Genomic DNA, 26,620 nt, shown 5'->3' on the forward strand with positions numbered 1-26,620 from the left:
CCTAAGTGTTTTTGTGGCCAACAGGAAGCCCGATGCCCCGCTTTCTGACACCACAGACCGCCGCGGCAACACCAACCGCGCGGCCAGTTTATCCACCATCATGGAAAAAGTCGTAGATTGTCTCTGCCAGCTTGTCGGAGACGCCATCCGCAGCTTTCAAATCCGCAAGGTTTGCGCGGCTGACAGCTTTGGCACTGCCAAAATGCGCCAGCAACGCCCGTTTGCGCGTCGCGCCCACGCCGGGCACATCATCAAGCGGTGTTGCGCCAATGGCTTTGGCGCGTTTTGCGCGATGCGTGCCAATCGCAAAGCGGTGTGCTTCATCCCGTAACCTTTGAACAAAGTAGAGCACAGGATCATTGCGACGAAGCGCCATAGGGCGCTTGCCCACTCGGTGGAACTCTTCTTTGCCGTGATCACGGTCCACACCTTTGGCGACGCCCACCATTGCAATGTCTTCGACACCGTATTCTTCCATGATCTGCTGCACCGCACTCACCTGTCCGGCACCACCATCGATCAGCAACAGATCTGGCCATAACCCCTTGTCTCGGTCTGGGTCTTCCTTCTGCAACCGTTTGAAACGGCGTGCCAAAACCTCTTTCATCATGCCAAAGTCATCGCCGGGCGTCAGATCATCTCCCTTGATGTTGAACTTGCGATAGCTGTTTTTTATGAACCCTTCCGGTCCCGCGACAATCATGCCCCCCACGGCATTGGTGCCCTGAATGTGGCTGTTGTCATACACTTCAATCCGCTGAGGTGGCCCGTCCATATCAAACGCCTCGGCAATCCCGACAAGCAACTTCGCTTGCGTGGCTGTTTCACTCATTTTACGAGCAAGACTTTCCCGAGCGTTCCTTGCAGCGCCGGCCACAAGCTCCGCTTTCTCCCCCCGCTGGGGCACGATGATCTCGACTTTTCGTTCGGCCTTCGACCCCAGCGCCGCCGCCATAAGCTCCGCATTTTCAATAGGGTGTGACAGGATCAACTGTCGTGGCGGTTCTTTTCCATCGTAGAACTGCCCGACAAACGCCTCCAAAACTTCAGCCGCCTCAATCTCATTGCCGACACGCGGATAATAATCCTGATTGCCCCAGTTTTGGTTGGCGCGAATGAAAAACACTTGCACACAGGCCTGACCGTTCTCCAAATGAAGCGCAATCACATCAGCCTCCGCCACTCCACGTGGATTGATCCCCTGCGACGTCTGGACAGAGGTCAGCGCCCGAATGCGATCCCGAAGGGCTGCCGCCTTCTCAAACTCCATCGCATCAGAGGCCACCTGCATCTGCTTGGCCAAAGTTTCCTGCACCTGCGTAGAGCGGCCCGACAAAAATCGCTCCGCATCTTTCACACTGTCAGCGTAGTCCGCCTCCGAAATCTTACCCACGCAGGGTCCAGAGCAGCGTTTGATCTGATAGAGCAAACACGGCCGCGTGCGGCTTTCAAACTGCGCATTTGAGCAATTTCTCAGCAAAAACACCTTTTGCAATTGGCTCAGTGTCCGGGTGACCGCCCCTGCATTGGCAAAGGGACCATAGTAGTTTCCCTTCTCTTTCTTTGCGCCACGATGCTTTTTGATCTGGGGAAAGCCATGTGCACGGCTGACCAAGATGTTGGGGAAGCTCTTGTCGTCCCTCAGAAGCACATTGTACTTCGGCTTCAACTGTTTGATCAGGTTCTGCTCTAGCAGCAGCGCCTCGGTTTCTGTCTTGGTCGTCAGAAACATCATCGACGCCGTCTCAGAAATCATCCGGGCAATTCGCCCAGAATGTCCGCTCGGCCTTGCATAATTGGACACCCGTGCCCGCAGGTTCCGAGCCTTGCCCACGTAGAGAACCCGTGCCTGCGTGTCGAGCATCCGATACACGCCCGGCGACCCGTCCAACGTTTTCAGATAGGCTTGTATACGATCGTGCCCAATCGGGCCGTCAGGGGAAGTGTGCGTCTCAGATGTCATATCAACCTAGTTATGATTCTTTGCCGTTGCCTGCAATCTTGAGAGCCACTGTGCAAGCAAAAACAAATCCACCGAAACTGTGGATAAGTCTGGAGATATCTTTCTGTCAGGAACGGAATTCCTTTGTTTTTAACACCTTTTGTTAACCTGCACAAAAATTAAGCACACTCGCAAGATACTGAAAAGTCACGATATTATTTTATACGAAGCACAAATTATTGAAAACATTAAGAAAAAGTAACGTATTCATGACAGATCTGTGACCGGTGCAAAACTTGCGGCCGACATGTAGTTTTGATCCCGTTGCCCGCGTTGCCTGCAACACCTTATGCCATGCTGGGTTTTTGGTGCCAAAGCCTACTCTGCACCGGTGACATCCGGCGTCTGCCAAGCCAGATTTTGGCCACCATCCACACAGATCAATTGCCCGGTTACAGCCTTGGCGTCCAAAAAATATCCGACCGCCGCCGTGATGTCTGAAGGGTTTACCCCGCGTTGCAGGACTGTGCTGGCACGCTGGCTGGCAAATTCGTCGGCGCTTTGACGCGCGCCCTGCAGCGTTGGGCCTGGACCAACTGCGTTGACGCGAATGTGGGGGGCCAAACTTTGGGCCGCTGTTTGTGTGAGCGCCCAAAGCCCCATCTTCGCCAGAGTGTAGGTCGAAAACATCGGCGTCAACTTGCGCACTCTCTGATCCAGCATATTCACGACAAGCCCGGTGGCCACTGGCTCTCCGGCAGCATCTCGCTGCGCCTTAAGCCCTTGGTGTGCCATCGCCTGCATCAAGACAAAGGGAGCTCTTAGGTTGCTCTCCATATGCCGATCCCAGCTCTGACGCGTGGCGGTTTCAAGCTCATCTGGTTCAAAAATCGACGCATTGTTGACCAGACACGTGATCGGTCCCTCCAACGCATCAGCGGCACGTGACAGAAGCTCTGTGCTGCCGGCCTCGGTCAACAGGTCCGCCTGCAGCGCAACTCCCCGTTGCCCGTGTGCAGCCACAGCGGCGCAGGTGTCTTTGGCGCCCGCCTCGGAGCTAGCATAGTGCACAGCGACGTCAAAGCCACGTTTCGCCAGATCGATTGCGATAGATTGCCCAAGCCGCTGTCCGGCGCCAGTTACCAATGCCCGCGCCATATCAGCCTCCACTTACCTCAGGTCAGGGTTATCAGAATATAAATCAGATAGAGAGAGGTCAGTACAACACCCCAAATGCGTGTGATGTCGCGCTTTAAGAACACAAATGGGATCAAAGCCAAGGACGCAGCCAACATGACCCAAAAATCAAACTCAAAGAAGTCAGGGTCCACGCGGATCGGGTGAATGATCGACGTGATGCCGATGATGGCAAGCAGGTTAAACATGTTTGAGCCAATGACGTTGCCCAACACCACGTCCGCCTGACGCCGCAGTGCCGCCATCACGGTGGTGGCCAACTCTGGCAACGACGTGCCCAACGCAATCAGCGTCAAGCCAATCACTGTGTCGCTCACGCCATAGCGTCGCGCAATGATCTCAGCGTTGTCCACCATCAGATCCGCGCCCAGCGGCAAACCAATCAAACCCAACACCAAGAAGACAATGATGCGCCACCACGGCATGTCAGGATCCGCGCCTTCGACTTCTTCTTCGTCGTCCTCTTCGTGCTCCGCTGCAGCCTCAGCTTTCTTGTGACAGCGTGCTTGGTAAAACGCGCTGCCCAAAACCACTGCCAAGGCCCCCAACAGAATGAGACCGCTGGTGAACGTAAAAAACCCACCGGATGCTAAGGCGATGAACAAAACAGAGGCCACGAGCATCATGACGTAGTTGCGCTTAGAGTTGCAATGACTGGTATGGATCGGGGCCAAGATGGCCGGCACCCCAAGCACCAGCAGAATATTGGCGATGTTTGATCCGACGACATTGCCAACCGCAATGCCCGGCGCATTTTTCAAGGCTGCTTGAATGGAGATCAACAGCTCAGGGGCCGAGGTACCAAACGCGACGATGGTCAGCGACACAATCAGAGCCGGAATGCCAATACGCAATGACACATTCACCGCGCCACGCACCAAGGCGTCCCCTGCCAATAGCAGGATCACCAGCCCAAGCGAAACCAGCAGCCATTCCATGCGTTACCCTATCTTATTCTGGCAGGGACATGGCCCTTTGCCGATTTGAAAGCGCCCGCACTTCGGACATTTTTTTGACTGCAATCGTTTCTGCCCCGGTATGCGTAATTTGCCAAACATTGCCAAGATGGCCATGCCTGCCAAAAAGAGAGAAACGATTTTTACCAGCATGTTACAAACCGAACCGTGCAAACTGTGCGTGTTCTTCAACACTGGCCAGGGCGTCTTGTGCAAAGGTCGCCCCAAATCGCTGCCACATGGAGCGCCGCACACCATATTTGCGAACCCTTACTTTTTCACCAAAGCGGGATTTAAGCACCGGTGCCATGTGACCAATCTCATCGATCAGCCCCACCTCTTTGGCTTTTGATCCGATCCATATCTCACCAGTGAACAGTTCCGGATCGTCTTGCAGCTTTCCTGCGCGACGGGTTTTCACATGGGTGATAAAATTCTCATGAATCTGCGTCAGCATCCGCTTCAGCCGCGCCACATCTTCGGGCTTTTCTGGCTTAAACGGGTCCATCATGGATTTGCTCTCACCGGCGGTATGTACGCGGCGTTCCAGCCCTTGGCGGGACAGGAAGACATTTGCCCCAAACCCGGCAGAAATCACCCCAATGGATCCCACAACCGAACTGTCATCCGCAAAGATCTCATCCGCTGCAGCAGCCAGCCAATACCCCCCGGATGCGGCGACATCTTCGACAAATGCAAGCACGGGGATGTTTTTCTCCTCCGACAGACGCCGAATGCGCGCGCCAATCAGCGCGCTCTGCACCGGACTTCCACCAGGAGAGTTGATCTGTAACGCCACCGCCGCGGGTTTGCCTTTGGCGAAAGCCTTTTCCAATATTGGTCCAATAGTGGCATCATTTAACTGGCCGCGACTGCCCGCAGCAATCATGCCTTGTAAGCGCACCACGGCCACTGTGGGCACTTTCTTGGCGAAAGGGTTTAAGCGTTTCATGTCTTCGCATGTAGAACGCGCGCCTACCTTTCACAAGGCAAGCATCTCAGGAAACCTCTTTTTTGGCTCAAAATTTTCTGGGGTGATGCAAATCACCTCGCGTCACCCCAAGGTCTCGTCAGGCTCGGATACGCCAACCTGTTTTGAAAATCCAGCCGATGATGCCGATACAGAGCGCCGTGAAACCGAAAATCGCCAGCAAACTCCAACCAACCGGCACATCTGCAGTGCCGAAGAAAGACCACCGAAATCCCGAAATCAGATACACAACCGGGTTAAACAGTGTGATCTTCTGCCAAATGGCCGGCAGCATGGTGATCGAGTAAAAAGAGCCGCCCAAAAACACCAAAGGTGTCACCACCAGCAGTGGGATCAACTGCAACTGTTCAAAATTCTTCGCCCAGATCCCGATGATGAAACCAAACAGCGAGAAGCTGATACACGTGAGCACCAGAAACAGCACCATCGCACCGGGATGCGCAATCGGCACATCCACAAACAGCGACGCCGTCACCAAGATCACCACACCGATGAACAAGGCCTTTGTGGCCGCCGCTCCGACATAGCCGAGTACAATCTCAAAAAAACTCACTGGCGCGCTGAGCAATTCATAAATTGTGCCAATGAATTTGGGGAAGTAGATGCCAAATGACGCGTTTGACAGCGCCTGTGTCATCACCGACAACATGATCAGCCCCGGCACAATGAAGGCACCATAGCTTACACCTTCGACTTGATCGATACGGCTGCCAATTGCGGTGCCAAACACCACAAAATACAGCGACGTCGAAATCACTGGCGATATGAAGCTCTGCGCGATAGTGCGGAAAAACCGCGCCATTTCAGAGGCATAGATGGCCCAAACAGCGGTGATATTCATGCTGCACTCTCCTTCACCAGCCCGACGAAAATGTCCTCAAGGCTCGACTGCTGTGTTTGCAGATCTTTCATCACCACTCCGGCCGCGCTTAAATCACTCAGCAACCGGGTGATCCCGGTGCCCGCGCCTTGCGTGTCATATGTGTAGCGCAGCGCGAGGCCATCTTCGACAATCTCCAGCGCATATTTCGACAGGCTGGCTGGCACCTCGTTGATCGGGCTTTGCAAATCCACCTGCAGGGTTTTCTGCCCCAAGCGCCCCATCAGTTCCGCTTTTTCCTCGATCAGCAACAGCTCACCACCGTTGATAACCCCAACGCGATCCGCAATCGCTTCTGCTTCTTCGATATAGTGAGTTGTCAAAATGATGGTCACACCCTGCTCTTTGAGCTGGCCAACCACCTCCCACATGTCTTTGCGCAGCTCGACGTCCACACCCGCGGTGGGTTCGTCCAAAAACAACACCCGGGGTTCATGGCTAAGCGCCTTCGCGATCAAAACGCGGCGCTTCATACCGCCTGACAGCTCCATAACACGCGAGTCTTTTTTGTCCCAAAGCGACAGCTGTCGGAGAATACTCTCAATCTTAGCTGGGTCTGCTTTCTTACCGAACAATCCGCGCGAGTAGCTGACCACGTCAACCACCTTATTAAATGGCTCAAGGTTGATTTCCTGAGGCACCAAGCCAATCATTGACCGGGCGGCACGGTAGTCTTTCACCACATCGTGCCCCCCGACAGACACGCTCCCCGACGTGGGGCTTGTGATGCCACAAATTGTTGAAATTAAAGTGGTTTTACCTGCGCCGTTGGGACCCAACAGGGCAAGAATCTCACCCTCTTTGATACCCAGATCAACGCCCTTTAGCGCCTCAAACCCACCCGCGTAGGTTTTGCGCAAATTCTGAATTTCGACAATCACCGGAGGCTCCCTGTTCCGATTTGCACACTCAAGGCGCCACCCTACCATCCAAGACAGGTGTGCCACACTGCGCAAATTTCAGAACAATATGTGCATCATCGCACCAAGCTACAAGTCCATGTCGTCAATCGATTGTTTGCTGACCGCTTAGCCGCCCGTCAATCGTTTCAGCAGACCCTTTTTACCGCCATCGGACGTATCGTTTTCTGTTTCGGGCTCGACTTCTTCTGCAGGGCTTTCCAGCGATGTCTGCAGGTTGGTGAAAAACTGGTCTGCCATTTTCTTGGCAAATCCGTCGATCAACCGGCTGCCCAATTGCGCCAGCTTGCCGCCCACTTTGGCATCCACTTCATAGGTCAGAAGCGTGCCGGAATCTGTGGGGCTCAAGTGGACATCTGCGGCGCCTTTTGCAAAGCCTGCCGCACCGCCTTTGCCTTCCCCGGTCAGCGTCAGGCTTTCCCCATCCACCAAATCGGACAAAACCACTTTTCCCTTAAAGGTCGCTTTTACCGGACCAACCTTTTGCACAACGGTCGCCTCAAACCCATCCTCCGCATTGCCTGTCACCTCTTTGGCACCCGGCACGCAGGCAAGAAGCGACTCTGCGCTCAACAAAGATGCCCACACTTCCGAAACGGGTGCGGCGATTTCGCGTTGATCACTCATGTGCATGGCTTGCTCCTCGGGCTCAATGTGCGGTCAACCTAAGACCAGTTGTGGGGGCCCGCAAGCACACCAAGGTCGTAAACTACGTGACCACACACCGTCGCTTTGGATTTTTAAGAACCGACAACTGAAAGCTTGATCCCTCTTTCATTTTCCCCATATGTGAATCACAGTAACTTTAATTCTGTTTTTTGTGAGATTTCAGATGCCCTCCGACATTCTACGGAAGTTGACCACCATCCTCGCCGCCGATGCCGCCGGGTACAGCCGCGTGATGGAAATTGACGAAGTCGAAGGCCTCAGGTCACTGCGCGCGGCCCGCGCTATCTTCAAAAAATTCATTGCGCGCCATCATGGTCGGGTTGCCAATACTGCTGGCGACGGGTTGATCGCGGAATTCCCGTCTGTTGTGGAGGCTGTGCAGTGCGCCATCGAAGTTCAGCGTGAGCTCGGTGACACACAGAACGCCACCGACACCGCCCTGAACTTCCGTATTGGCATCCATCTTGGCGATGTGATGATTGATGGTGACGACCTTTTGGGCGAAGGCGTGAATCTGGCCGCACGCCTGCAGACTATGGCAGAGCCCGGTGGCATTCTAATTTCGCAGCAGGTCTATGATCAGGTGCACGGAAAGCTGACGGTTGGGTTCGACTACCTTGGAGAAAAGCGCCCCCGCAACTTTTCCGAAGGCGTTCAGGTCTATTGCGTATCAACACTGTCCCAAACACACCCAAACGTCTTTGTTCCGGAGCCCCCGCGCCCGGGCACCGATCCCCAATCCGCTCCGTCACCGCAGTCCGAGCCGGAGCCTATGGCAAGTCAGCGCGCCTCAGATTGGCCCGAGGATGAGTTTGATGAGGTACTCAACAAGGCGCGTCCTGATGCCACCGCATCAGACCGGCTCCCACCAAACCAGGCACTGAACATCAAGAAGCGCGCCAAACAATTTGGTCTGATTTTTGGCGCCATCTGCCTCGTCGACATCTTCACCGATCGCGGTATCTGGGCACAATGGCCCGGCCTCGTCCTGCTTACAGCTTGGCTTTTTCAAGCGGCCCCGATGTGGGTAAGTGAACGTTTCAGCCTCCGATACTTGCGGATTGCAATTGGTGTTGGGGCTCTGGTGATGATCAACATTCTTTCTTGGAGCGGTCACTTCTGGGCGTTCTGGCCCGCAGGCGCTCTGATCGTTGTTGAGCTGTTGCGCCGCAGACGTACGCGTACGCGGACCTAAACCCCCGATATTTCCTGCCTCAAAGCTGTCCTCGCGCCGGTAGGGGTCTTCTGGCTTGTCAAATTTCCGCAATGCGGAATTTATTTCTGCATATTGACAGTCTCGCGCGAATCTCGTCTCCTGAACTCATTGCGGAATGATTTTCTGCAATGCAAAATACTTCAAAGACCTAGGCGCGGCTCGGGAGGCCTCTCTCATGATTGCAAGAATTCTCAAACTTGAAGACGGCGTGGGCTGTGAATTTGGCCTTTCCAAATGGGTGATGATCGACCGCGCAATGATCGAGACCTTCGCCAAGGCGACCGGGGACGTTGTGCAGGCGCAAACATCTGACACTCTAACCACAGGCGCTTCGGAAAATGACCCAGTGGCACCCGGTTTCCTCACGCTGTCTTTGCTCAGCCAAATGATCGCGGATGCCGTTCCACGCACGGAGGCAGAAGGCACCGGCATCAATTACGGTTTTGACCGCGTTAGGTTCATTGCTCCGGTGAAAGCTGGCTCCGAAATTCGCGGACGGTTCACACTGGCCAAATACGCCGAACCTCAACCCGGAGTGATCGAGATGCAATGGAACGTGACCGTCGAAATCAAAGGCGAAGACACACCAGCGCTGATGGCTCACTGGAAAACTCTGCGCTTTGAACGGGACACCGGAGCCCTCGACAAAGCCGGCTGAATTGCGTGATTTTCCACCTCCGCATTACAGCCGCGATACAGACGCAATACCGACCTTAAATTTCTGGATTTTTTATGCGCGACGCCCTCATCGTCTCCACCGCCCGCACGCCCATTGGCAAAGCTTTCCGAGGCGCCTTTAACAACACACAAGCTCAAGAATTGATTGGTCACGCCGTGTCGCACGCGGTGGCCCGTGCCGGGCTCGAGGGCGCTGAGGTGCAAGATTGTGTGATTGGTGCTGCCTTGCATCAGGGCTCAACGGGCGGCAACATCGCGCGTCAAGCTGTGATCCGTGCAGGTCTCCCCGTCAGCGTGGCGGGCATGTCTCTGGATCGACAATGCGCCTCCGGCATGATGGCCATCGCCACGGCCGCGAAACAAGTGGTGCACGATGGGATGGATGTCGTGATCGGCGGCGGAGTAGAGTCCATCTCACTGGTTCAAAACGACAAAATGCGCATGGATCGGCGCGTGGACCCTTGGATCAAGGCGCATAAGCCAGCGCTCTATATGACGATGTTGGAAACTGCTGAAATTGTCGCCAGCCGTTATGGAGTGACACGCGAGGATCAAGATGCCTATGCTTTGCAGTCCCAGAAACGGACCGCCGCAGCACAGAGCGCGGGAAAGTTTGATGCTGAAATTGTGCCACTTTCAACGACCAAGGCTGTGATCGACAAAGACACAAAAGATGTCTCGTATCAAAATGTGACCTTGACACAAGACGAAGGAAATCGCCCCGGCACCACTCTGGACGATCTCTCGGCGCTCGCCCCTGTGTTTAAGGGAGGGCAGCAGGCAACGGTCGGAGAATACATCACTGCGGGCAATGCTTCTCAACTGTCTGATGGCGCGTCAGCCTCGGTGATCATGGAAGCCAAAGTGGCCGAAAAACAAGGACTTGAACCGCTCGGCCGCTACGTTGGCATGACGGCAACGGGCTTGGAGCCCGATGAAATGGGCATTGGCCCAATCTATGCTGTCCCACGCCTGCTGGCTGCGCATGGTTTAAAAATGGACGACATTGGCCTTTGGGAACTCAATGAAGCCTTTGCCTGTCAGGTGCTACACTCCGCGCGCGTTCTTGAAATTCCCGATGAGATCCTGAACGTCAACGGTGGCGCGATTTCCATTGGGCACCCTTACGGCATGTCCGGCGCGCGGATGGTTGGCCACGCCCTGATCGAGGGCAAACGCCGCGGGGCCAAATACGTGGTCTGCACGATGTGCGTTGGCGGCGGAATGGGCGCTGCCGGACTTTTTGAAGTTCTGTAACCTACGGAAAAAACGCAATGCCTCTAGTTTGGCACTGCGCTCTAATGTCAGATAATACTGCCTTAACCGCCTACTGTACGAGACACGATCTCGGCAACGGTGCCGTCATCCATCATGGATTGCAGGGCGGCGTTAAAATCCGCGATGAACTTCTGAGATTCCTCGTCCTGCCAATCCGCCCTAAAGCCAATATGTGCAGCCTCTGCAGAGGTATCCAGCACGCGCACCACGCCTGCGATGCCTTTCTCATTGATGACCATTTCAGCGGCCAGTTGCTCTTGAACGTAGCAATCAATCCGCCCCTTCTCGAGTTTCTTCAGATTTTGCTCGGTAGTTTGAGCCTCTTGCAACGTGATGGAGCCAGCGTCCACCATCTCAAAAAAGGCTTTTCCGGGACTGCCAAATCCGGCGTTGTTGCCAAAGGTAAGACCGGCGAAATCGTCCGGATACGCCCAATCCGACTGCGCGACACCTTCGCGACAATAGACCGATACTTTCTCGATCACCGGAGAGGTGGAGTAAGTTCCAAGCCAAGGGCGGGAGTCCGGGCGAAAATAGGTGCCAACCAATCCATGCGCCTGACCCGTCTCCACAAGATTAACCGCCCGCGACCAAGGCAACGCCTCAACCACAACGTCATAGTCGCCGTCAACACGCGTTAGCGCTTCAGCGATGAAGTCGGCCCAGATGCCCGTGGCCTGACCGTATTCTACGCCCATGTAAGGCGCATATGCCTCATCCTGAACCAACTTGATTTGGGCAGCGGAGACCGACGTCACCGCGGTCGCATATGCCACGGCAGTGGCGCAGATAACATGTTTCAACATTTCAAATTTCTCCAGATGTAAGCGCGTTTCGAACGCCTGCCCGCACGCTCGGCTGAGGAGGTTAAATTGATGTATACTCTCGTTACTGGATCTATACGGGACCACAGTTTGGCCTCATCGCCTAAACGTGTGTTTTGGCTCAGTGCAAAAGATCTACGACAACTTTGTCCCTTCACAGCCAATCACAGCACGGGGCCCCCTGCTCCCTAAAATCCGACTTGGCTATTCGCATTCACCGGAGTGGAGGAATAGCGCTGAAAGCGGCACCATTCACACCGAAGCCGCCCAAAACGATGTCTCCACCGTCCGCAAACCGTTTGCCGGTCGCATCGATGCCTTTGGTGTGGATGAATACGTGTCCCAAACTCTATTGGCATAAGAGTTTTCCGCAGAAGTTCTGGTCTGCGGTCCTTCACTCCACGCGCCGACCTAGGCGCTTAGCCATGGATAAAGGCTCTGCACTCTAGATCGGCATTTAGGTCAGGCCTTAAATCTGCCTGCCCTGATCCTTAGAAGACCCCCGGAAAATGACGGACAATCTCAAACCCTTCGGACGGATCAGGCGCCACGAAATGTGCCGACAGCCGATCAAATTGCGCCTCAGTGAGGGTGAAAGGGTGCGTCCCGGAAGCATTTCGAACTCTCAAACGCGCTTTGCATTCGTCATCAGAAACATCCAGATAATGCAACTCGCACGCGGCACCGGAAAGCTCTGCAATGCCTCGCATCCAATCGCGACTTTCCAGCGTGTTTGCTTGAAAATCCAAAACCACTGGCGTGCCAACCTTCAACAGGTCAATAACATGCGGGGCAACAACATTGCGCAGCTTGCCAGCACATCGCACATAGTCGGCCAACGTTGACATTTCTGCCCCATACAAGGCCGACAGCCATTCATCCTCTGAGAGCATCACCGCGTTTTCCGACTGGCATAACGCCTTCGCAATCGTCGATTTTCCGGATGCGGCTTTGCCGCATACTACAATGAGCTTCATCAGCCTTCCCCACTGAGCACGGCACCTGTTCCCATCAGATGCGGATCACATAGTACCTTCACCACACGATGCTCAACAAGTGCTCTTGAGGACAATACTACGCCGCGTAGGAGTTCATTATCCGGTTCAAATGGTAATCCGTGTCGCCAAGTTGCGCATCAAGCATCACCAACCGTTTGGCATAATGGCTCACCGAATATTCCCAGGTCATTGCAATACCGCCGTGCATCTGGATGCTTTCTTCCGCAACCAGTCGGGCGGCCCGGCCAATCAAGTTTTTCGCCATCGATGTATAGCGCGAAGCTGCGGCTCCGCCCAGTTCTGCCGCTGCTTTGATAGTGATGGACCGTGCCTGTTCTATCTCAGTTAACATGTCCACCACGCGATGTTGCAGCACCTGAAATTGGCCAATAGGCACACCAAACTGCTTGCGTTGTTTCAAGTAGTCAACTGTGACGGAATGCACCACATCCATAGCCCCCACGGCCTCTGCACAAAGCGCTACAATCCCCGCATTTATCGACTCTTCAAGCGCCGCCTCGGCGTTCTCCAAAATCAATGTCGCGGGTGTATCATCAAACAGCACCTCAGCAGCTCCCCCGCCATCGATCATGCCATATCCGGTGACGTTGGCGTCGCTCGCCCGCACCGCGAACACATTTAAACTCTCGCCAAACTTGGCAGCGACTAGAAATACATCCGCAACCTGTCCGCCATACACAGTCGACTTACGCCCTGACAGACAAATACTTGTCTTAGTTGCACGGGCCTCCGTGCCAATTTGCTCAAGTGCATAAGGCGCATCCAGCTCAGTGATCGCCACCGCGTATTTTGTGGCCCCGCTCAACAGCGCTTCTTGATCGGCGCCTGCCGCCTCCAACAAGCGCGACGCCATCAACGCGCCCAACATAGGCTCTGGACACAATGCGCGGCCAAACGCGTCAAAAACAACAGAGATATCAAAGCCACTGCCGCCCATTCCCCCGACGCTCTCCGGCGCGAGCGCATAGAGCGCGCCCAGCTCCGAGAGCTGATCCCAAATCGCAGGATCATGGTACGGCGCCTCATAGGCCACGCCAACGCGATGCTCGATGGGGTATTGCTCCGCTAAAAAGCGGCCCAGTGTGTCCGCCAACATCTGGCGATCTTCGGTCAGATTAAAGTCCATCTCTTAGAGCTCCAGCATGGTTTTGGTGACAATATTGCGCTGAATTTCATTCGAACCGCCAAAAATCGAGGTCTTGCGGTTGTTGAAATACTTCGCAGCGTTATGTGCTGTGTCCGCCGGTCCAAACAGCAAATTGCCTTCTGTGACATGACCCGGAAACGGCGCGGCTGAAGGCCCCAACGCGCGGCGCGCCAAATCTTTGAGCTCTTGATTGATCACCGTACCTTTGATTTTCAAAAGCGACGTCTCAGGCCCCGGTGCCCCCTGCTCCTGCGCCTTAAACAACATCCTCAGGTTGGTGATTTTCATCGCTTCAAGGTCGATCTCCACCTGTGCGATCCGCGCCGCAAACAGCGGGTCCGTGATCAACGGCTTGCCGCCCCGCATCGTTTTGCGCGCGATGGCCTTTACTTCTTCCAAAGCCTGCATCGAGAAGCCAACGCCAGCAATTCCTGTGCGCTCATGGCTCAGTAGGAACTTGGCTATCGTCCAGCCTTTGTTTTCCGCCCCAACCAGATTGCCAATTGGAACCCGGACATCGGTGAAGAACACCTCGTTTACTTCGTGACCGCCTTCGATCAGCCGAATGGGGCGCACTTCGATGCCTTTTGTGGCCATATCCACCAGAATAAAGCTGATGCCCTCTTGTTTTTTGGCGCTCGGATCTGTGCGGCAAAGGCAAAAAATCCAATCAGCATGTTGCCCCAGCGTGGTCCAGGTTTTTTGCCCATTGATCACCCATGTATCGCCATCTCGCTCCGCACGGGTTTTCAGGGATGCCAAATCCGATCCAGCACCCGGCTCGGAATACCCCTGACACCACCAATCCGTGCCATCTAAAATGCGGGGCAGATAGTGATCTTGCTGTGCCTTGGTGCCAAATTTTTGCAACACCGGCCCCAGCATGCTCAGTCCGAACGGCACAATGCGCGGGGCGTAGGCGCGACAGCATTCTTCCTCAAAAATATGTTTTTGTACCGGGCTCCAACCGGGGCCACCAAATTCTTTGGGCCAAATCGTAGCGAGCCAGCCGCGCGCGTTCAGAAGAGCATGCCACTCCTCCATCATTGCCTTGGTGAGTTCCGCGCCACCGCGCACGGCATCGGTGATCTCTTTGGGCAGGTTTTGCGTCAAAAAGCTGCGGACTTCGTCACGAAATGCACGCTCCTGTGGGGAATAACTTAGGTCCATGGCATCACCGTCCTTTGTTCATATCTGCAAATGTGCGGCCAGACTCCGCCATCTGTTGTAGCAGCGCAGGAACTTGCCAATAGTGGGCATCTTCCTTCGCATAGCTCTCAATGCGTTCCACCAATGCAGCGGCGCCGATGGTGTCGGCATAGTGCAGCGGCCCGCCGCGAAACCGCGGGAAACCATACCCCATCAGGAACACCACATCGACGTCAACCGGGCGCAATGCAATGCCATCTTCAACCACCCGCGCGGCCTCAGAAATCATCGCAGTCATGTAGCGATCCACGATATCGTCGTCACTAAACGCACGCGGCGCGCCGCCTGCTTTTGTGCGTTCCGCGTCAAGGATCACGTTCAAGTCTGGATTCTCATGCGTCTCGCGGCCGTCATAGACGTAGTAGCCTTTGCCCGTTTTGCGCCCATTCCAGCCGTTTTCACTGAGCTGATCCGCAATTGCCCCACCATAGCGCTCTTCTGTCGGTCGCGATGGCGCCAGCCGCTTGCGGGTCATGTACCCGATGTCGAGCCCCGCCAAATCGCCCACACGATGTGGCCCCATTGCAAATCCAAATCTCTCAAGCGCGTTATCCACCTGATAAGGATGCGCACCATCCAACACCAGATAGCTCGCGGCTTTCAGGTAGTGCCCTAGAATTCGGTTGCCGATGAATCCATCACACACCCCGGCCCGCACAGCGACCTTACGCATGGTCTTGGCAAGTGCAAAGCCAGTGGCAACAACCTCCGGCGCGGTCTGCGTACCAACCACAACCTCCAAAAGCTTCATGATGTGCGCCGGTGAGAAGAAGTGCAGCCCCAATACATCAGCGGGCCGTTTGGTCACTGCCGCAATCTCGTTGATGTCCAGATAAGAGGTGTTTGACGCCAGAATGGCGCCCTCTTTGCAAATGCCGTCCAGCTTGGCAAATATGTCCTTTTTGATCTCCATTTTCTCAAACACGGCTTCGATCACCAGATCGGCGTCAGCCAAGGTCATCATATCTGTGGACGCCGTGAGACGACCCAGTGCAGCGTCCCTTTTCGCATCAGACATCTTGCCCCGTTTCACCGCGCCGTCCAAATTTGCGCTGATGGTCGCCACCCCACGATCCAACGCCTCCTGTGTAACCTCAATCAGCGTCACCGACAGACCCGCCATCAAAGCAGACGTCGCGATACCCGACCCCATTGTGCCGCCACCAATCACGCCAACAACAGCGACATCCCGCGCTTGCGCCTTTTTCTCTGGAATATTGGCCACGGCCCGTTCACCAAAGAACGCATGGATTAAGCCTTTGGATTGTGCCGACGGCAGGCACGCCATGAAGGCCGCGCGTTCCGTCGCCAACCCTTGCTTAAAGTCCCCAACCGATGCGGCCACTGCCTCCACACATTTCTGCGGCGAGATCAAATGTGGATGCTTTTTCTGCACCATCGCCATTGCGGCTTCCAACGCTGCATCATCGCGCGGTGTAACCAAGTCACAGGTCCGGCGTGTGGGCAACTTTCCAAGAATGACATTCCGTGCCGCAGCCAATGCCACCTCGCGGATGCTCCCTTCTTCAATCCGGTCGATCAGCCCCATCTCCAGTGCTTCTTTCGCGGGCACATGGCGCCCCGACAGGATCAGGTCCAACGCATTGGGGATGCCGGACAACCGCGGTGCGCGTTGCGTGCCACCGGCGCCCGGCAAAACGCCCAACAAGACCTCAGGCAGACCCACTTTGGCCGTGGGCACCGCCACCCGTGCATGGCAGCCCATCGCGGTTTCCAACCCACCACCCATCGCGGTCCCATGAATCACCGCCACAATCGGCGTCTCAAAATCTTCAAGGTTATTGCAAACGTCTGGCAACAACGGCTCCAGAGGTGGCTTGCCAAATTCGGTGATATCGGCACCCGCAACAAAGGTTCGCCCAGCGCAATAAAGACCGATTGCTTTTGTACGCCCCGCCTCTTTGATTTCGCTCAGGGCGGCAACAAGACCTTGCCGTACCGCAACACCGCTTGCGTTCACCGGCGGATTGTCGATGCAAATCAGCGCAACGTCCTCAACAAACTCTACGCTTACTTTTTTGTCACTCATTCCGAGCCTCCACCGCCAATATCTCCGGCAAAATCTTATGCCGCGATCCGCGTCGCGGAAATCAATTTTGCAAAATTTTCAAAAATGCGACGCCACGACACTTCGCTGAAATTCCGCACGACGAAACGCAGATTGGCGTTAGGCTACCCCACGCTTTGCAAACACACTGACCGTAGGATCTGGTAGGACATGCCTCACCCAAATGCCCGCATTCCGGATTTTTGGCCAAAAGGCAAAGACTGGACATTCCCACGTCCAGATCAGCCATTGGATATGAACTTAGACGTCACTGTCGAAAGATGGGGCAACCGCGTGGGCGTGACTTACAACGGAGCAGATTACACTTATCGACAAATCGCTGACCGTGTTCACGCTCTGGCAGGTTATCTGCAACACAACGGCCTCACCAAAGGCGGCCGCGTGCTTCTCTACACACAGAACTGCCCACAATACATCATCAGCTTCTATGCCATTCTGCGCGCGGGCGGCGTTGTGGTGCCCGTAAATCCGATGAACAAACAGTCAGAAATCGACTACCTAGTGGCAGATACAGGCGCAAAGATCGCCATTTGTGCACTGGAGCTGTCTGACCACATACGACCCGCTTTGGCGCGACGTGATCTGGAGCTCCTGATTGGCACGCGCATGTCTGACATGGGGAGGCCGGATTTTGATTTGATCCCTGACAACCGCGTCCAAACCATGTCAGAAAGCGAGGCAGAGGTCATTGGCATCGTGGGATTTCAATCTGCGCTCACCGCAGGGCACGTCCCCTCACCACGCACCACCAACAGCGATGATCTCGCGGTCATCCCCTACAGCTCCGGCACCACCGGCCAGCCCAAGGGCTGTGTGCACACTCATCGGACCGTCATGGCTTCGCTCGTTGCGGGTGTGATCTGGAATCCGACGGATGAGAACACCATTCACCTCGCCGCGCTGCCGTTTTTTCATGTCACCGGCATGATGAACGGCATGCACAGCCCGCTGATGACCGGAGGGCGCAATGTGATCTTGCCTCGGTGGTCTTCCAAACTCGCCGCAGGTTTGATTGAACGTTATCACATCACCCGATGGCGCTCGATTTCGACAATGGCGATTGATTTGGTGAACGATCCGGACTTCGACAGCTATGACCTTTCCAGTCTGGAAATGATCGGGGGTGGCGGGGCCGCAATGCCCGAAGCCATCGCCAAAAAGCTCAAAGACATGACCGGGCTCGATTATGTCGAAGGTTATGGGCTGTCAGAAACCATGGCGGCGACCCATGTGAACCCCTTAGATGCACCAAAACGCCAATGTCTTGGCCAACCTATCTTCGAAGTCGACAGCCGCGTGCTGGAAATTGGCGGCGACACTGAGCTGCCTCACGGCGAGGTTGGCGAAATCGTCATGCATGCGCCGCAGAATTTCATCGGCTATTGGCAGCGCCCCGAGGCCACGGCGGAGGCCTTTGTTGAAATCGACGGCGTGCCGTTTTTTCGATCTGGCGACATCGGCTATCGCGACGCAGATGGCTATTTCTTTATGGTCGACCGGGTAAAACGCATGGTCAATGCCGCAGGCTTCAAAGTCTGGCCCGCTGAGATCGAAATGCTCATGCTGCACCATCCCGACATTGCCGAGTGCTGCGTGATCGGAGCCAAAGATACCCGGCGCGGAGAATGTGTAAAAGCGTTTATCGTCCCACAAGGAGGTTCTCGCGACACACTCACACAAGAGGCCGTCATCACTTGGTGTAAAGCCAAAATGAGCGCGTACAAATGTCCCTCAATTGTCGAGTTTGTGGACGCCCTTCCCAAGTCCGGCGCAGGGAAAGTCTTGTGGAAAAACCTCACATGACGCATAGAAAATTCCACCATGCGGAAATAGGCACTTACGAATGAGAAAACGCACTCCACTGTCTGGCGAAACAACACCCACGGAAAATGATCGCCAATTTGTTACCGCCCTGTCTCGCGGGCTCGATGTGCTTCGCTGTTTTCGCCCCAAAGACCGCACGGGTCTGTCCAACCGCGATCTGGCAGAACGCACAGGCCTGCCCAACTCCACCATTTCGCGACTGACGTACACGCTCCTGCAAACCGGCTATCTGCTTTATGATGAGCCAACAGGCCGTTACCGCATCGGAGTTCCGGCACTCAGCCTTGGTTTCGCGTGCCTTGGCAGCATGCCGATCCGTGACGCCGCAAAAGAGCACATGCAGCGTCTGGCAGACTACGCAGGAGATGGCGTTCAAGTGGCGCTTGGTGCGCGTGATGAGCACACGGTGACTTATCTCGCTTGTGCGCGGGCGGAAAACGGCATGATGTCTTTGCAGCTTGGTGTTGGCTCGCGAATCTCCTTGGCCCGCTCCGCAATGGGGCGTGCTTATGTAGCGGGGTGCAAGCCCGAAGAGCGTGCCGAAATTCTTGAGCTTTTGGCCGATCACTATGGCCCAGACCGCTGGCCCACAATTCTCGATGGTATCGAGAGCGCCTCTGCGCAAATCTCTGAGACAGGTTTTTATGTCAATTATGGCGGCTGGCATGACGGCGTTCATTCTGTCGCCGTGCCCTTTCCGATGCCCGGTGACGCCACCCCAGACATGGCGATCAATCTCGGTGGTCCAGCACATTTTTTGACCAAAGAGCGAATGGAAAACGATCTTGGACCACGCTTGCTAGACGTGGCCCAATCCCTGCGCTTGCACGTCACGCAGGTCTGAAACCACTTGACGCTTGTTTTGCACCATTCCACGGTAAAGAGCACACAAAACGAGGAAGGCCGCCATGGTCACAATCTCACCCGAGGACATCCAAACCTTCCAACAAGACGGTGTTGTGCTCATCCGCGGACTGTTTGCGGATCATGTCGACGCCCTGCGCGCCGGAGTGGCCCGCAATATGGCCGAGCCAGGCCCCTACGCTTCCAACAACGACAAAGCCGGCGAAACCGGCCGCTTCTTTGACGACTATTGCAACTGGCAACGCATCCCCGAGTTTCAGCAGGTCATTGAGACCTCCTGCGCGGCCGAGGTCGCGGCCCAACTGATGCAATCCGACACAGTTCAGATGTTCCATGACCACGTATTGGTGAAAGAGCCCGGCACCTCCATGGCCACCCCGTGGCACACCGACGGACCCTACTATTTTGTTGAAGGCAGCCAAACAATCAGCTTTTGGTCTCCCCTTGATCCGGTCACAAACGCCACGTTGCGGACCGTCGCAGGCAGCCACAAGTGGGAGAAACCGGTTCTGCCCACCCGCTGGGTATCAGAAGAGAGCTTTTTCCCCAACGCCGACGACTACATGCCCATCCCCGATCCTGATGCCGAAGGCATGCGTGTTCTAGAATGGGAGATGCAGCCGGGTGATGCGGTGGCCTTCAACTATCACATCCTGCATGGCGCCCGAGGCAACACAGCCACCGCGCGCCGTCGTGCCTTTTCTCTGCGCTTGCTTGGTGATGATGCCCGCTATGTTGAACGCCCAGGCCGCACCTCGCCGCCGTTTCCCGGCCATGACATGCAACAGGGTCAAAAGCTGAGAGAAGACTGGTTTCCGATGTTGTGGCCAAAACCGTCTGCCTAACCCGAACAATTGCGACGATTTTCTCAAGCGAATCTCAGTATCTCCCTGCAACCTTAGCGAAAAATCTAAGGAGACTTGAGACGTGAAACTCTACATCGCAGGCCTTTTGGCCCTCATCGCAGCCCCCGTATCAGCGGATGGATATTGGACCTACGGCTCATGGAACGTCTCTTCAGAGACCACAAGCGCGGGCAACTATCTACGCCGCACCTGTTCGGCTCGGTTTGGCGGCGACGGTGAGCCGGTTGTGCATATCACCGTCAACAGCGACGATATGGGTCCGCCCTACACATTCCCAACTGTTTACGTTCAAGAATACGCACCGCGTGGCTATGCCACCCGCCTGCAACAAGGGCAGGTTGTGTCCTTTGAATTTGACAACGGCTGGGACACCACCGCCTGGGCTTACAGCTACTTTGACGAAGAGGGGATTCCGCAAGCCTACAGTGGCCTTCCCCACCCGCACAGCCAAAACACGCTGCGCGCCATGCGCGACAGCAATTTGATGGTGCTGGCAGTCAGTGGCCGTGTGTTTATGAACGTCTATCTCGACGGGTTTACCGCAGCCTACCTGAAGGCCATGGACGAATGCGGCTTTACCGGGGCCGGCGTTGTTTGAAGCACCGCACAAAAAGAAGAGGGCCCCGACAACAATGTCGCGGCCCTAAATTTTCTATTACAGGACAGAATTTTAACCGGCGGACAGCGTGTCTTTCACCATAGGTCCAACTTTGCCAAAATCCATCTGACCAGTGTATTTGGATTTGAGCGCGCCCATGACTTTGCCCATGTCACGGATTGATTCAGCACCCACTTCTGCCACAGCCACTTTGACCGCTTCGATGATTTCATCTTCGTTCAGCTGCTTGGGCAGGAACTCTTCGATGATGGTGATCTCCGAAAGCTCTCGCTCAGCTAGGTCCAGTCGACCGCCCTCTTCATAAGTGCGCGCGCTTTCCTGTCGTTGCTTCACCATTTTGGCCAGAATGGAGAGGATCTCACCATCGGCCACACCGCTGGTGTCCTCGCCTTCGCCACGCGCCGCAATGTCGCGGTCTTTTATCGCGGCCATAATCAGCCGCAACGTGGAAAGCCGGTCCGCGGCCCGGTCACGCATTGCTTGTTTCAATGCGTTGTTGATGTCTTCTCTAAGAGCCATTCATTTTTGCCAATTGCTGTCAAACACAAGCCTGCGACCTTATATAAACGTTGCCTGACTCGCAACCGCTGCATTCTTTTGTTCAAACCCTTTAAAACAAGGGCCATGATCGCACACGCAACCGCTTGACGCCCGTCGCCTGTCGACATAGACATCGGCCAATTTGCCAGCCGGAGACTCGCACATGACTGCATCGACCCCCGATCACCCGACCGCCTGCCTTGCGCTTGCCGACGGCACGCTGTTTTACGGACGCGGATTTGGCGCCATTGGCGAAACCGTCGCTGAGCTTTGTTTCAATACGGCCATGACCGGCTATCAGGAAATTATGACCGATCCATCGTATGCGGGTCAGGTTGTCACCTTCACCTTTCCCCACATCGGCAACACAGGCGTAAACCCGGAAGATGACGAAACCGCCGATCCGGTCGCCGAAGGCATGGTGGTGAAATGGGATCCAACCACGCCGTCCAACTGGCGCTCGGTGCAAACGTTGTCTGAGTGGTTGGCCTCACGCGGTCGCATCGCAATTGGTGGGGTCGACTCTCGTCGCCTCACACGCGCTATCCGCCAACAAGGCGCACCTCATGTGGCACTTGCCCACAATCCTGACGGCAACTTTGACACCGAAGCTCTGGTGGCCAAAGCCCGCGCCTTTTCCGGCCTAGAAGGTCTCGACCTCGCCAAAAAGGTCACTTGCGCGCAAAGCTACCGCTGGGATGAAATGCGCTGGGCATGGCCAGACGGCTATCCAAAACTGAGCGACCCGAAACACAAAGTTGTGGCAGTGGACTTTGGCGCCAAACGTAACATCTTGCGTTGCCTCGCGTCGGTGGGATGCGACGTCACCGTATTGCCAGCCACCGCAACAGCCGAAGAGGTGCTGGCGCACAATCCAGATGGGGTCTTCCTGTCCAACGGTCCGGGCGATCCCGCCGCGACAGGTGAATATGCTGTGCCCATGATCCAAAAGGTTCTGAAGGCCGACATTCCGGTCTTTGGCATCTGCCTTGGACACCAAATGCTGGCTTTGGCCTTGGGCGCGAAAACCGTCAAAATGAACCACGGCCATCACGGTGCCAACCACCCCGTCAAAGACCATGACACAGGCAAAGTTGAAATCACCTCGATGAACCACGGTTTTGCAGTGGACGGGCAATCGCTCCCCGAAGGTGTTGTGGAATCACATGTCTCGCTTTTTGACGGCTCCAACTGCGGCATCCGCTTGGCTGACCGTCCGGTCTTTTCCGTCCAGCACCACCCAGAAGCCTCACCGGGACCACAGGACAGCTTCTATCTGTTTGAAAATTTCGCCGCTGCAATGGCCGCGCGCGCCTAGGCTGACCTAGAACCAACAGAACCCTACCTGCCCTCTGCAGGTGGGGTTTACCACACCCCGACGTTGCTCCCAGTTCTTGGTTAACGGTCCGTTAACCAATGTGCTTGCACCATCTGCTGATCGCATTTGTGGCAGGTGGCTGGCATGACCAACGCACGACTCCACAGACTACCGGAACCATCTCTTCCCCGTCGGAGCGCACGGCTGCCGCTGGCACGTGTTCTGATCGAACAGAATCTGGTTACACCCTGGCAGATTTTTTATGCGCTGCGGTGCCAATCTGTTTGGGACACAACCTTGCCCGATATCTTAACCGCCCGCGGATGGTTAAGCGAAGGCCACATGCGGGACATGCTGGCACGCCGCAATGGCATGCAGCGCGTTGACCTAAAAAGAACACCGCCAGCACAGGAGGTCTCTGACCTGTTGCCGCCAGCCTACTGCCTACAATACAACGTGCTGCCATGGGCACAGCTTGGCGGGCAAAACATTCTGGTCACAGGACGCCCGCACCAGTTGGACAGGTTGCAAGCCTCGTTGCCCCACACCCTGAAATCTGCCCACATCGCCGTTGCTGATCCACAGGATGTTGAAGCGCACATCACCCTGCATCGACGCCGCACACTCACAGATTTGGCAGAAACCACGGTCCCCGAAATTCTGAGTTGCCGCAGCTTAGCTGCCGCACCAAGACAGCGTAATTTGCGCCTCGCCTTCCTTCTGATCGCCCTATCGTCTTTGTGTGTTTTGCTGCCCAACTTGGTTTTGGCACTTGTGACACTGTGGACAATGCTGACCCTTACAGCAGCCACAGGCCTGCGCGTCGCGGCGTTCGTCTTGCGGCTGCGCACACAGGTCCGCGCCAAAACCATGTCGACACCACCGCCGGACTTCAACATCACAGGCTCTATCACCGCATTGCCCGCAAAGTTATCGGCGTCCGGGCACAGGACCAAACTGCCTCAAATTTCGATCATGGTGCCTTTGTTCCGTGAAACGGAAATTGCATCCGCATTGATACAGCGTTTGACCCGACTGACCTACCCACGTGCGCTATTGGATTTGGTTTTGGTACTTGAAGAGAAAGACCAGCTCACCCGTGACACCGTTGCGCGCACAAGGCTGCCGCGTTGGATGCGCGTGATCGAGGTGCCCGCAGGCTCTGGAATCACCACCAAACCACGTGCGCTCAACTATGCGCTGCCGTTTTGTCGTGGCGACATCATTGGCATTTGGGATGCCGAGGACGCCCCCGCACCTGATCAACTGGAAAGGGTTGCCCATCACTTTGCGCAAGCCGCACCTGAGGTGGCATGTATTCAAGGGGCACTAGACTTCTACAACCCCTATACAAATTGGCTGTCGCGCTGTTTTGCCATTGAATACGGCTCTTGGTTTCGCTTGATTTTGCCCGGACTGCTCGGCTTGGGTTTTGCAATACCTCTTGGCGGCACAACTCTGTTTCTAAAACGCGGTGCTATCGAATCTGTTGGCGCGTGGGACAGTCACAACGTGACCGAAGACGCCGATTTGGGCATCCGCCTCGCCCGGCACGGATATCGCACCGAACTGCTCGACAGTGTCACCTATGAAGAAGCAAACTGTCGTCCAATCGCATGGGTCCGTCAGCGATCACGCTGGCTGAAGGGATATATGGCAACCTACCTTGTACACATGCGCACGCCACGCATCCTATGGCGTGAACTGGGCGTCCGACAGTTTCTGGGGTTCCAGCTTTTGTTTCTGTGTACCATCAGTCAGTTCCTTATGGCCCCGCTGCTTTGGCTGCTGTGGGTCACAGCTTTTGGACTGCCAAGCCCGCTTGCCACCACCTTTTCGCCGCCTGCCCTTACGGTGATATCCTCTCTGCTCCTGCTTGCAGGCATATCAAACGGCGCGGTATGGATCGCTGCAATCACGCAAATCGATCGCCCGCCTCTATACAAATGGACACTGTCGATGGTGTTCTATTTTCCCTTGGCAACCTTGGCCGCATACAAAGGGTTGATAGAAATGGTCGTTGCACCATTTTATTGGGACAAAACCAGCCACGGCAAAACAACCGAAGGCGTCGCCCATGGGGTGACCAACAAGCTGACCTCAAATGACAACCAAAACGCGGCCTGATCAGCCTTCGTTTTCTTGCTTCAACCGGGTCACAAACGCGGTTGAGATGTGCTTGCGCAGCGCCAGGTCTGCCCCATCCTCATCGCGCGCTTCAATGGCTTCCACAATCGCCTGATGCTCCACCAATGTGTCTTCGCCCCGACCTTCAACGGCGATCGACGTTGTCGCCATCAACGCCATCGACCGGTGCACTAAGTCCAGCTGTTGCACCAGATAGCGGTTGTGGCTGGCCAGGTGAATTTGCTTGTGAAACCGTCGGTTGGACCGTGCAAGCGCCGACGGGTCATTCACCCGTGCCTGATCTTCTTCCACCATGTCACGCAACACCCGCACTTCTTCGACAGTGGCATGGCGCGCGGCCAGTCGTGCCGCCAGACCTTCAAGTTCACCACGCACCACGTAAAGTTCCGCCATTTGGTTGTGGTCCAGTGAATTCACAATCAGGCTGCGCCCGTCGCGTGCCAACAAAGACTGCGTTTCGAGCCGCTGCAAAGCCTCGCGGATCGGCGTGCGCGACATGCCAAACTTCTCAGCCAGATCGCTCTCCACCAGCCGGTCACCCGGTTTATACACACCAACATCAATCGCCTCCAAAATCAGGGTGTAGGCATCTTTGTTCGGGCGTGCGCTTTGCGACATCTGTGTGTTTTCCTGTCTTACGTTACGGGTCAGACTACGCAGCCCGCCGCATGATGCAACCCCACTCCGATCAAAGCCGCCATTGCGCCCCCGCCGCACCCGGCGTATCAGAACATCATGCCAAAGCCGTCCTTTTCACATGTCACGACCTGGGTGTTTGATCTCGACAACACCCTTTACCCGCCAAAGGCGCGCCTCTTTGATCAAATTGAGGTGCGTATGACCAACTATGTGATGGAGGCGTTGAAGGTCGACAAGCCACGTGCCGACCATTTGCGCCAAGACTATTGGGCCCGCTATGGCACAACTCTGGCTGGGCTGATGCGCGAGCATGATCTCGATCCCACGCCCTACCTCAAAGATGTACATGACATTTCGCTGGATCATCTGGAGGTGGACGTTCCGTTGGCCCAACACATCAAAGCGCTGCCGGGACGGCGCATTGTCTACACCAACGGCACCGCACCTTATGCAGAACGCGTGCTGGCCGCACGTGGCCTTGATGGGCTGTTTGATGCCATCTACGGTGTGGAGCACGCCGACTTTCTCCCCAAACCAGAGCGCGCAGCCTTTGAAACCATTTTTGCCAAAGATGGGGTGAACACCGACGCTGCCGCGATGTTTGAGGATGATGAACGCAACCTACAAGCACCACACGACATGGGCATGCGCACTGTGCACGTGGCCCCAGACCGCATGGATGCGGATCACATCCACTTCCATACCGACGATCTCACAACGTTTCTTTCCAAGCTGCGGTAAACCATGCCGCCACGCATTACGTTGTGCGACACTCTGCCCGCTTAAA

At 55.5% G+C, this 26,620-nt stretch carries 25 protein-coding genes; 11 read left to right on the forward strand and 14 right to left on the reverse strand.

Annotated elements, in window-relative coordinates:
- Positions 1–88 precede the first annotated feature (88 nt).
- The 7 genes from uvrC to ABWV47_RS06645 form a co-directional block, all read right to left on the reverse strand.
- Positions 89–1,963, reverse strand: a complete 1,875-nt coding sequence (uvrC, locus tag ABWV47_RS06615; protein WP_353309890.1) for an excinuclease ABC subunit UvrC — start codon at positions 1,961–1,963, stop codon at positions 89–91.
- Positions 1,964–2,320: 357 nt separating this feature from the next.
- Positions 2,321–3,100 (reverse strand): SDR family oxidoreductase, encoded by a 780-nt coding sequence (locus tag ABWV47_RS06620; protein WP_353309892.1) that lies wholly within the window; start codon positions 3,098–3,100, stop codon positions 2,321–2,323.
- Between the two features lie 17 nt (positions 3,101–3,117).
- Positions 3,118–4,077 carry a calcium/sodium antiporter gene (locus ABWV47_RS06625; RefSeq protein WP_353309894.1) on the reverse strand — a complete coding sequence of 320 codons (960 nt, stop codon included), beginning with the start codon at positions 4,075–4,077 and terminating at the stop codon, positions 3,118–3,120.
- 172 nt (positions 4,078–4,249) lie between these two features.
- Positions 4,250–5,047, reverse strand: coding sequence for a S49 family peptidase (locus ABWV47_RS06630; RefSeq protein WP_353309896.1), 798 nt, complete (start codon positions 5,045–5,047; stop codon positions 4,250–4,252).
- A 118-nt stretch (positions 5,048–5,165) separates the two neighbouring features.
- Positions 5,166–5,927: an ABC transporter permease gene (locus tag ABWV47_RS06635; protein WP_353309899.1), complete on the reverse strand. Its 762-nt coding sequence runs from the start codon at positions 5,925–5,927 to the stop codon at positions 5,166–5,168.
- The gene (locus ABWV47_RS06640; RefSeq protein WP_502959686.1) at positions 5,924–6,895 is read right to left on the reverse strand and encodes an ABC transporter ATP-binding protein; all 972 of its coding nucleotides are present in this window, start codon (positions 6,893–6,895) and stop codon (positions 5,924–5,926) included. Before ABWV47_RS06640 ends, ABWV47_RS06635 begins: the two co-directional genes overlap by 4 nt.
- Positions 6,896–6,994: 99 nt before the next feature.
- Positions 6,995–7,519 (reverse strand): SRPBCC family protein, encoded by a 525-nt coding sequence (locus tag ABWV47_RS06645; RefSeq protein WP_353309904.1) that lies wholly within the window; start codon positions 7,517–7,519, stop codon positions 6,995–6,997.
- Between the two features lie 199 nt (positions 7,520–7,718).
- Here ABWV47_RS06645 and ABWV47_RS06650 point away from each other — a divergent pair, with 199 nt between their 5' ends.
- The 3 genes from ABWV47_RS06650 (at position 7,719) to ABWV47_RS06660 (ending at position 10,706) form a co-directional block, all read left to right on the forward strand.
- Positions 7,719–8,750: an adenylate/guanylate cyclase domain-containing protein gene (locus tag ABWV47_RS06650; protein ID WP_353309907.1), complete on the forward strand. Its 1,032-nt coding sequence runs from the start codon at positions 7,719–7,721 to the stop codon at positions 8,748–8,750.
- A 196-nt stretch (positions 8,751–8,946) separates the two neighbouring features.
- Complete coding sequence (locus ABWV47_RS06655; protein WP_353309910.1) at positions 8,947–9,429, forward strand: MaoC/PaaZ C-terminal domain-containing protein; 483 nt, start codon at positions 8,947–8,949, stop codon at positions 9,427–9,429.
- Positions 9,430–9,503: 74 nt separating this feature from the next.
- A complete protein-coding gene (locus ABWV47_RS06660) occupies positions 9,504–10,706 on the forward strand; it encodes an acetyl-CoA C-acyltransferase (protein WP_353309913.1) in 1,203 nt (400 codons plus the stop codon).
- A 62-nt stretch (positions 10,707–10,768) separates the two neighbouring features.
- Here the strand turns inward: ABWV47_RS06660 and ABWV47_RS06665 are convergent, their stop codons facing one another.
- On the reverse strand, positions 10,769–11,533 hold the full coding sequence (locus ABWV47_RS06665; protein ID WP_353309915.1) for a substrate-binding periplasmic protein: 765 nt from the start codon (positions 11,531–11,533) through the stop codon (positions 10,769–10,771).
- 142 nt (positions 11,534–11,675) lie between these two features.
- On the opposite strand from ABWV47_RS06665, the gene ABWV47_RS06670 reads away from it, so the two are divergent.
- Entirely contained in the window at positions 11,676–11,912 is a 237-nt protein-coding gene (locus ABWV47_RS06670) for a hypothetical protein (RefSeq protein WP_353309917.1), read from the forward strand.
- A gap of 130 nt (positions 11,913–12,042) precedes the next feature.
- Here ABWV47_RS06670 and ABWV47_RS06675 read toward each other — a convergent pair whose 3' ends face one another.
- From ABWV47_RS06675 to ABWV47_RS06690, 4 genes are all read right to left on the reverse strand, one after another.
- Positions 12,043–12,528, reverse strand: a complete 486-nt coding sequence (locus ABWV47_RS06675) for a P-loop nucleotide/nucleoside kinase family protein (RefSeq protein ID WP_353309920.1) — start codon at positions 12,526–12,528, stop codon at positions 12,043–12,045.
- A 97-nt stretch (positions 12,529–12,625) separates the two neighbouring features.
- A complete protein-coding gene (locus ABWV47_RS06680; protein ID WP_353309923.1) occupies positions 12,626–13,696 on the reverse strand; it encodes an acyl-CoA dehydrogenase family protein in 1,071 nt (356 codons plus the stop codon).
- Between the two features lie 3 nt (positions 13,697–13,699).
- Complete coding sequence (locus ABWV47_RS06685) at positions 13,700–14,887, reverse strand: acyl-CoA dehydrogenase family protein (protein WP_353309925.1); 1,188 nt, start codon at positions 14,885–14,887, stop codon at positions 13,700–13,702.
- A gap of 4 nt (positions 14,888–14,891) precedes the next feature.
- Positions 14,892–16,976 carry a 3-hydroxyacyl-CoA dehydrogenase NAD-binding domain-containing protein gene (locus ABWV47_RS06690; RefSeq protein ID WP_353309927.1) on the reverse strand — a complete coding sequence of 695 codons (2,085 nt, stop codon included), beginning with the start codon at positions 16,974–16,976 and terminating at the stop codon, positions 14,892–14,894.
- A 189-nt stretch (positions 16,977–17,165) separates the two neighbouring features.
- Between ABWV47_RS06690 and ABWV47_RS06695 the strand changes: the two genes are divergently transcribed.
- From ABWV47_RS06695 to ABWV47_RS06710, 4 genes are all read left to right on the forward strand, one after another.
- Positions 17,166–18,818: a long-chain-fatty-acid--CoA ligase gene (locus ABWV47_RS06695; protein ID WP_353309929.1), complete on the forward strand. Its 1,653-nt coding sequence runs from the start codon at positions 17,166–17,168 to the stop codon at positions 18,816–18,818.
- A 40-nt stretch (positions 18,819–18,858) separates the two neighbouring features.
- On the forward strand, positions 18,859–19,683 hold the full coding sequence (locus ABWV47_RS06700; RefSeq protein ID WP_353309931.1) for an IclR family transcriptional regulator: 825 nt from the start codon (positions 18,859–18,861) through the stop codon (positions 19,681–19,683).
- A gap of 64 nt (positions 19,684–19,747) precedes the next feature.
- Positions 19,748–20,548: a phytanoyl-CoA dioxygenase family protein gene (locus ABWV47_RS06705; RefSeq protein WP_353309933.1), complete on the forward strand. Its 801-nt coding sequence runs from the start codon at positions 19,748–19,750 to the stop codon at positions 20,546–20,548.
- Between the two features lie 82 nt (positions 20,549–20,630).
- Entirely contained in the window at positions 20,631–21,167 is a 537-nt protein-coding gene (locus ABWV47_RS06710) for a hypothetical protein (RefSeq protein ID WP_353309935.1), read from the forward strand.
- Positions 21,168–21,239: 72 nt separating this feature from the next.
- Here ABWV47_RS06710 and ABWV47_RS06715 read toward each other — a convergent pair whose 3' ends face one another.
- Positions 21,240–21,707 (reverse strand): GatB/YqeY domain-containing protein, encoded by a 468-nt coding sequence (locus ABWV47_RS06715; RefSeq protein ID WP_353309937.1) that lies wholly within the window; start codon positions 21,705–21,707, stop codon positions 21,240–21,242.
- A gap of 184 nt (positions 21,708–21,891) precedes the next feature.
- Here ABWV47_RS06715 and carA point away from each other — a divergent pair, with 184 nt between their 5' ends.
- Positions 21,892–23,046, forward strand: coding sequence for a glutamine-hydrolyzing carbamoyl-phosphate synthase small subunit (gene carA / locus ABWV47_RS06720; protein WP_353309939.1), 1,155 nt, complete (start codon positions 21,892–21,894; stop codon positions 23,044–23,046).
- A gap of 144 nt (positions 23,047–23,190) precedes the next feature.
- Positions 23,191–25,173, forward strand: coding sequence for a glycosyltransferase family 2 protein (locus tag ABWV47_RS06725; RefSeq protein ID WP_353309942.1), 1,983 nt, complete (start codon positions 23,191–23,193; stop codon positions 25,171–25,173).
- On the opposite strand, the gene ABWV47_RS06730 is transcribed toward ABWV47_RS06725, so the two are convergent.
- Positions 25,174–25,812, reverse strand: a complete 639-nt coding sequence (locus ABWV47_RS06730; RefSeq protein WP_353309944.1) for a GntR family transcriptional regulator — start codon at positions 25,810–25,812, stop codon at positions 25,174–25,176.
- Positions 25,813–25,929: 117 nt separating this feature from the next.
- Between ABWV47_RS06730 and ABWV47_RS06735 the strand changes: the two genes are divergently transcribed.
- Positions 25,930–26,574 carry a pyrimidine 5'-nucleotidase gene (locus ABWV47_RS06735; protein ID WP_353309947.1) on the forward strand — a complete coding sequence of 215 codons (645 nt, stop codon included), beginning with the start codon at positions 25,930–25,932 and terminating at the stop codon, positions 26,572–26,574.
- The last annotated feature ends 46 nt before the right edge of the window (positions 26,575–26,620 follow it).

It is taken from the genome of Shimia sp. NS0008-38b, from assembly GCF_040370365.1.
GTDB lineage: Bacteria > Pseudomonadota > Alphaproteobacteria > Rhodobacterales > Rhodobacteraceae > Shimia.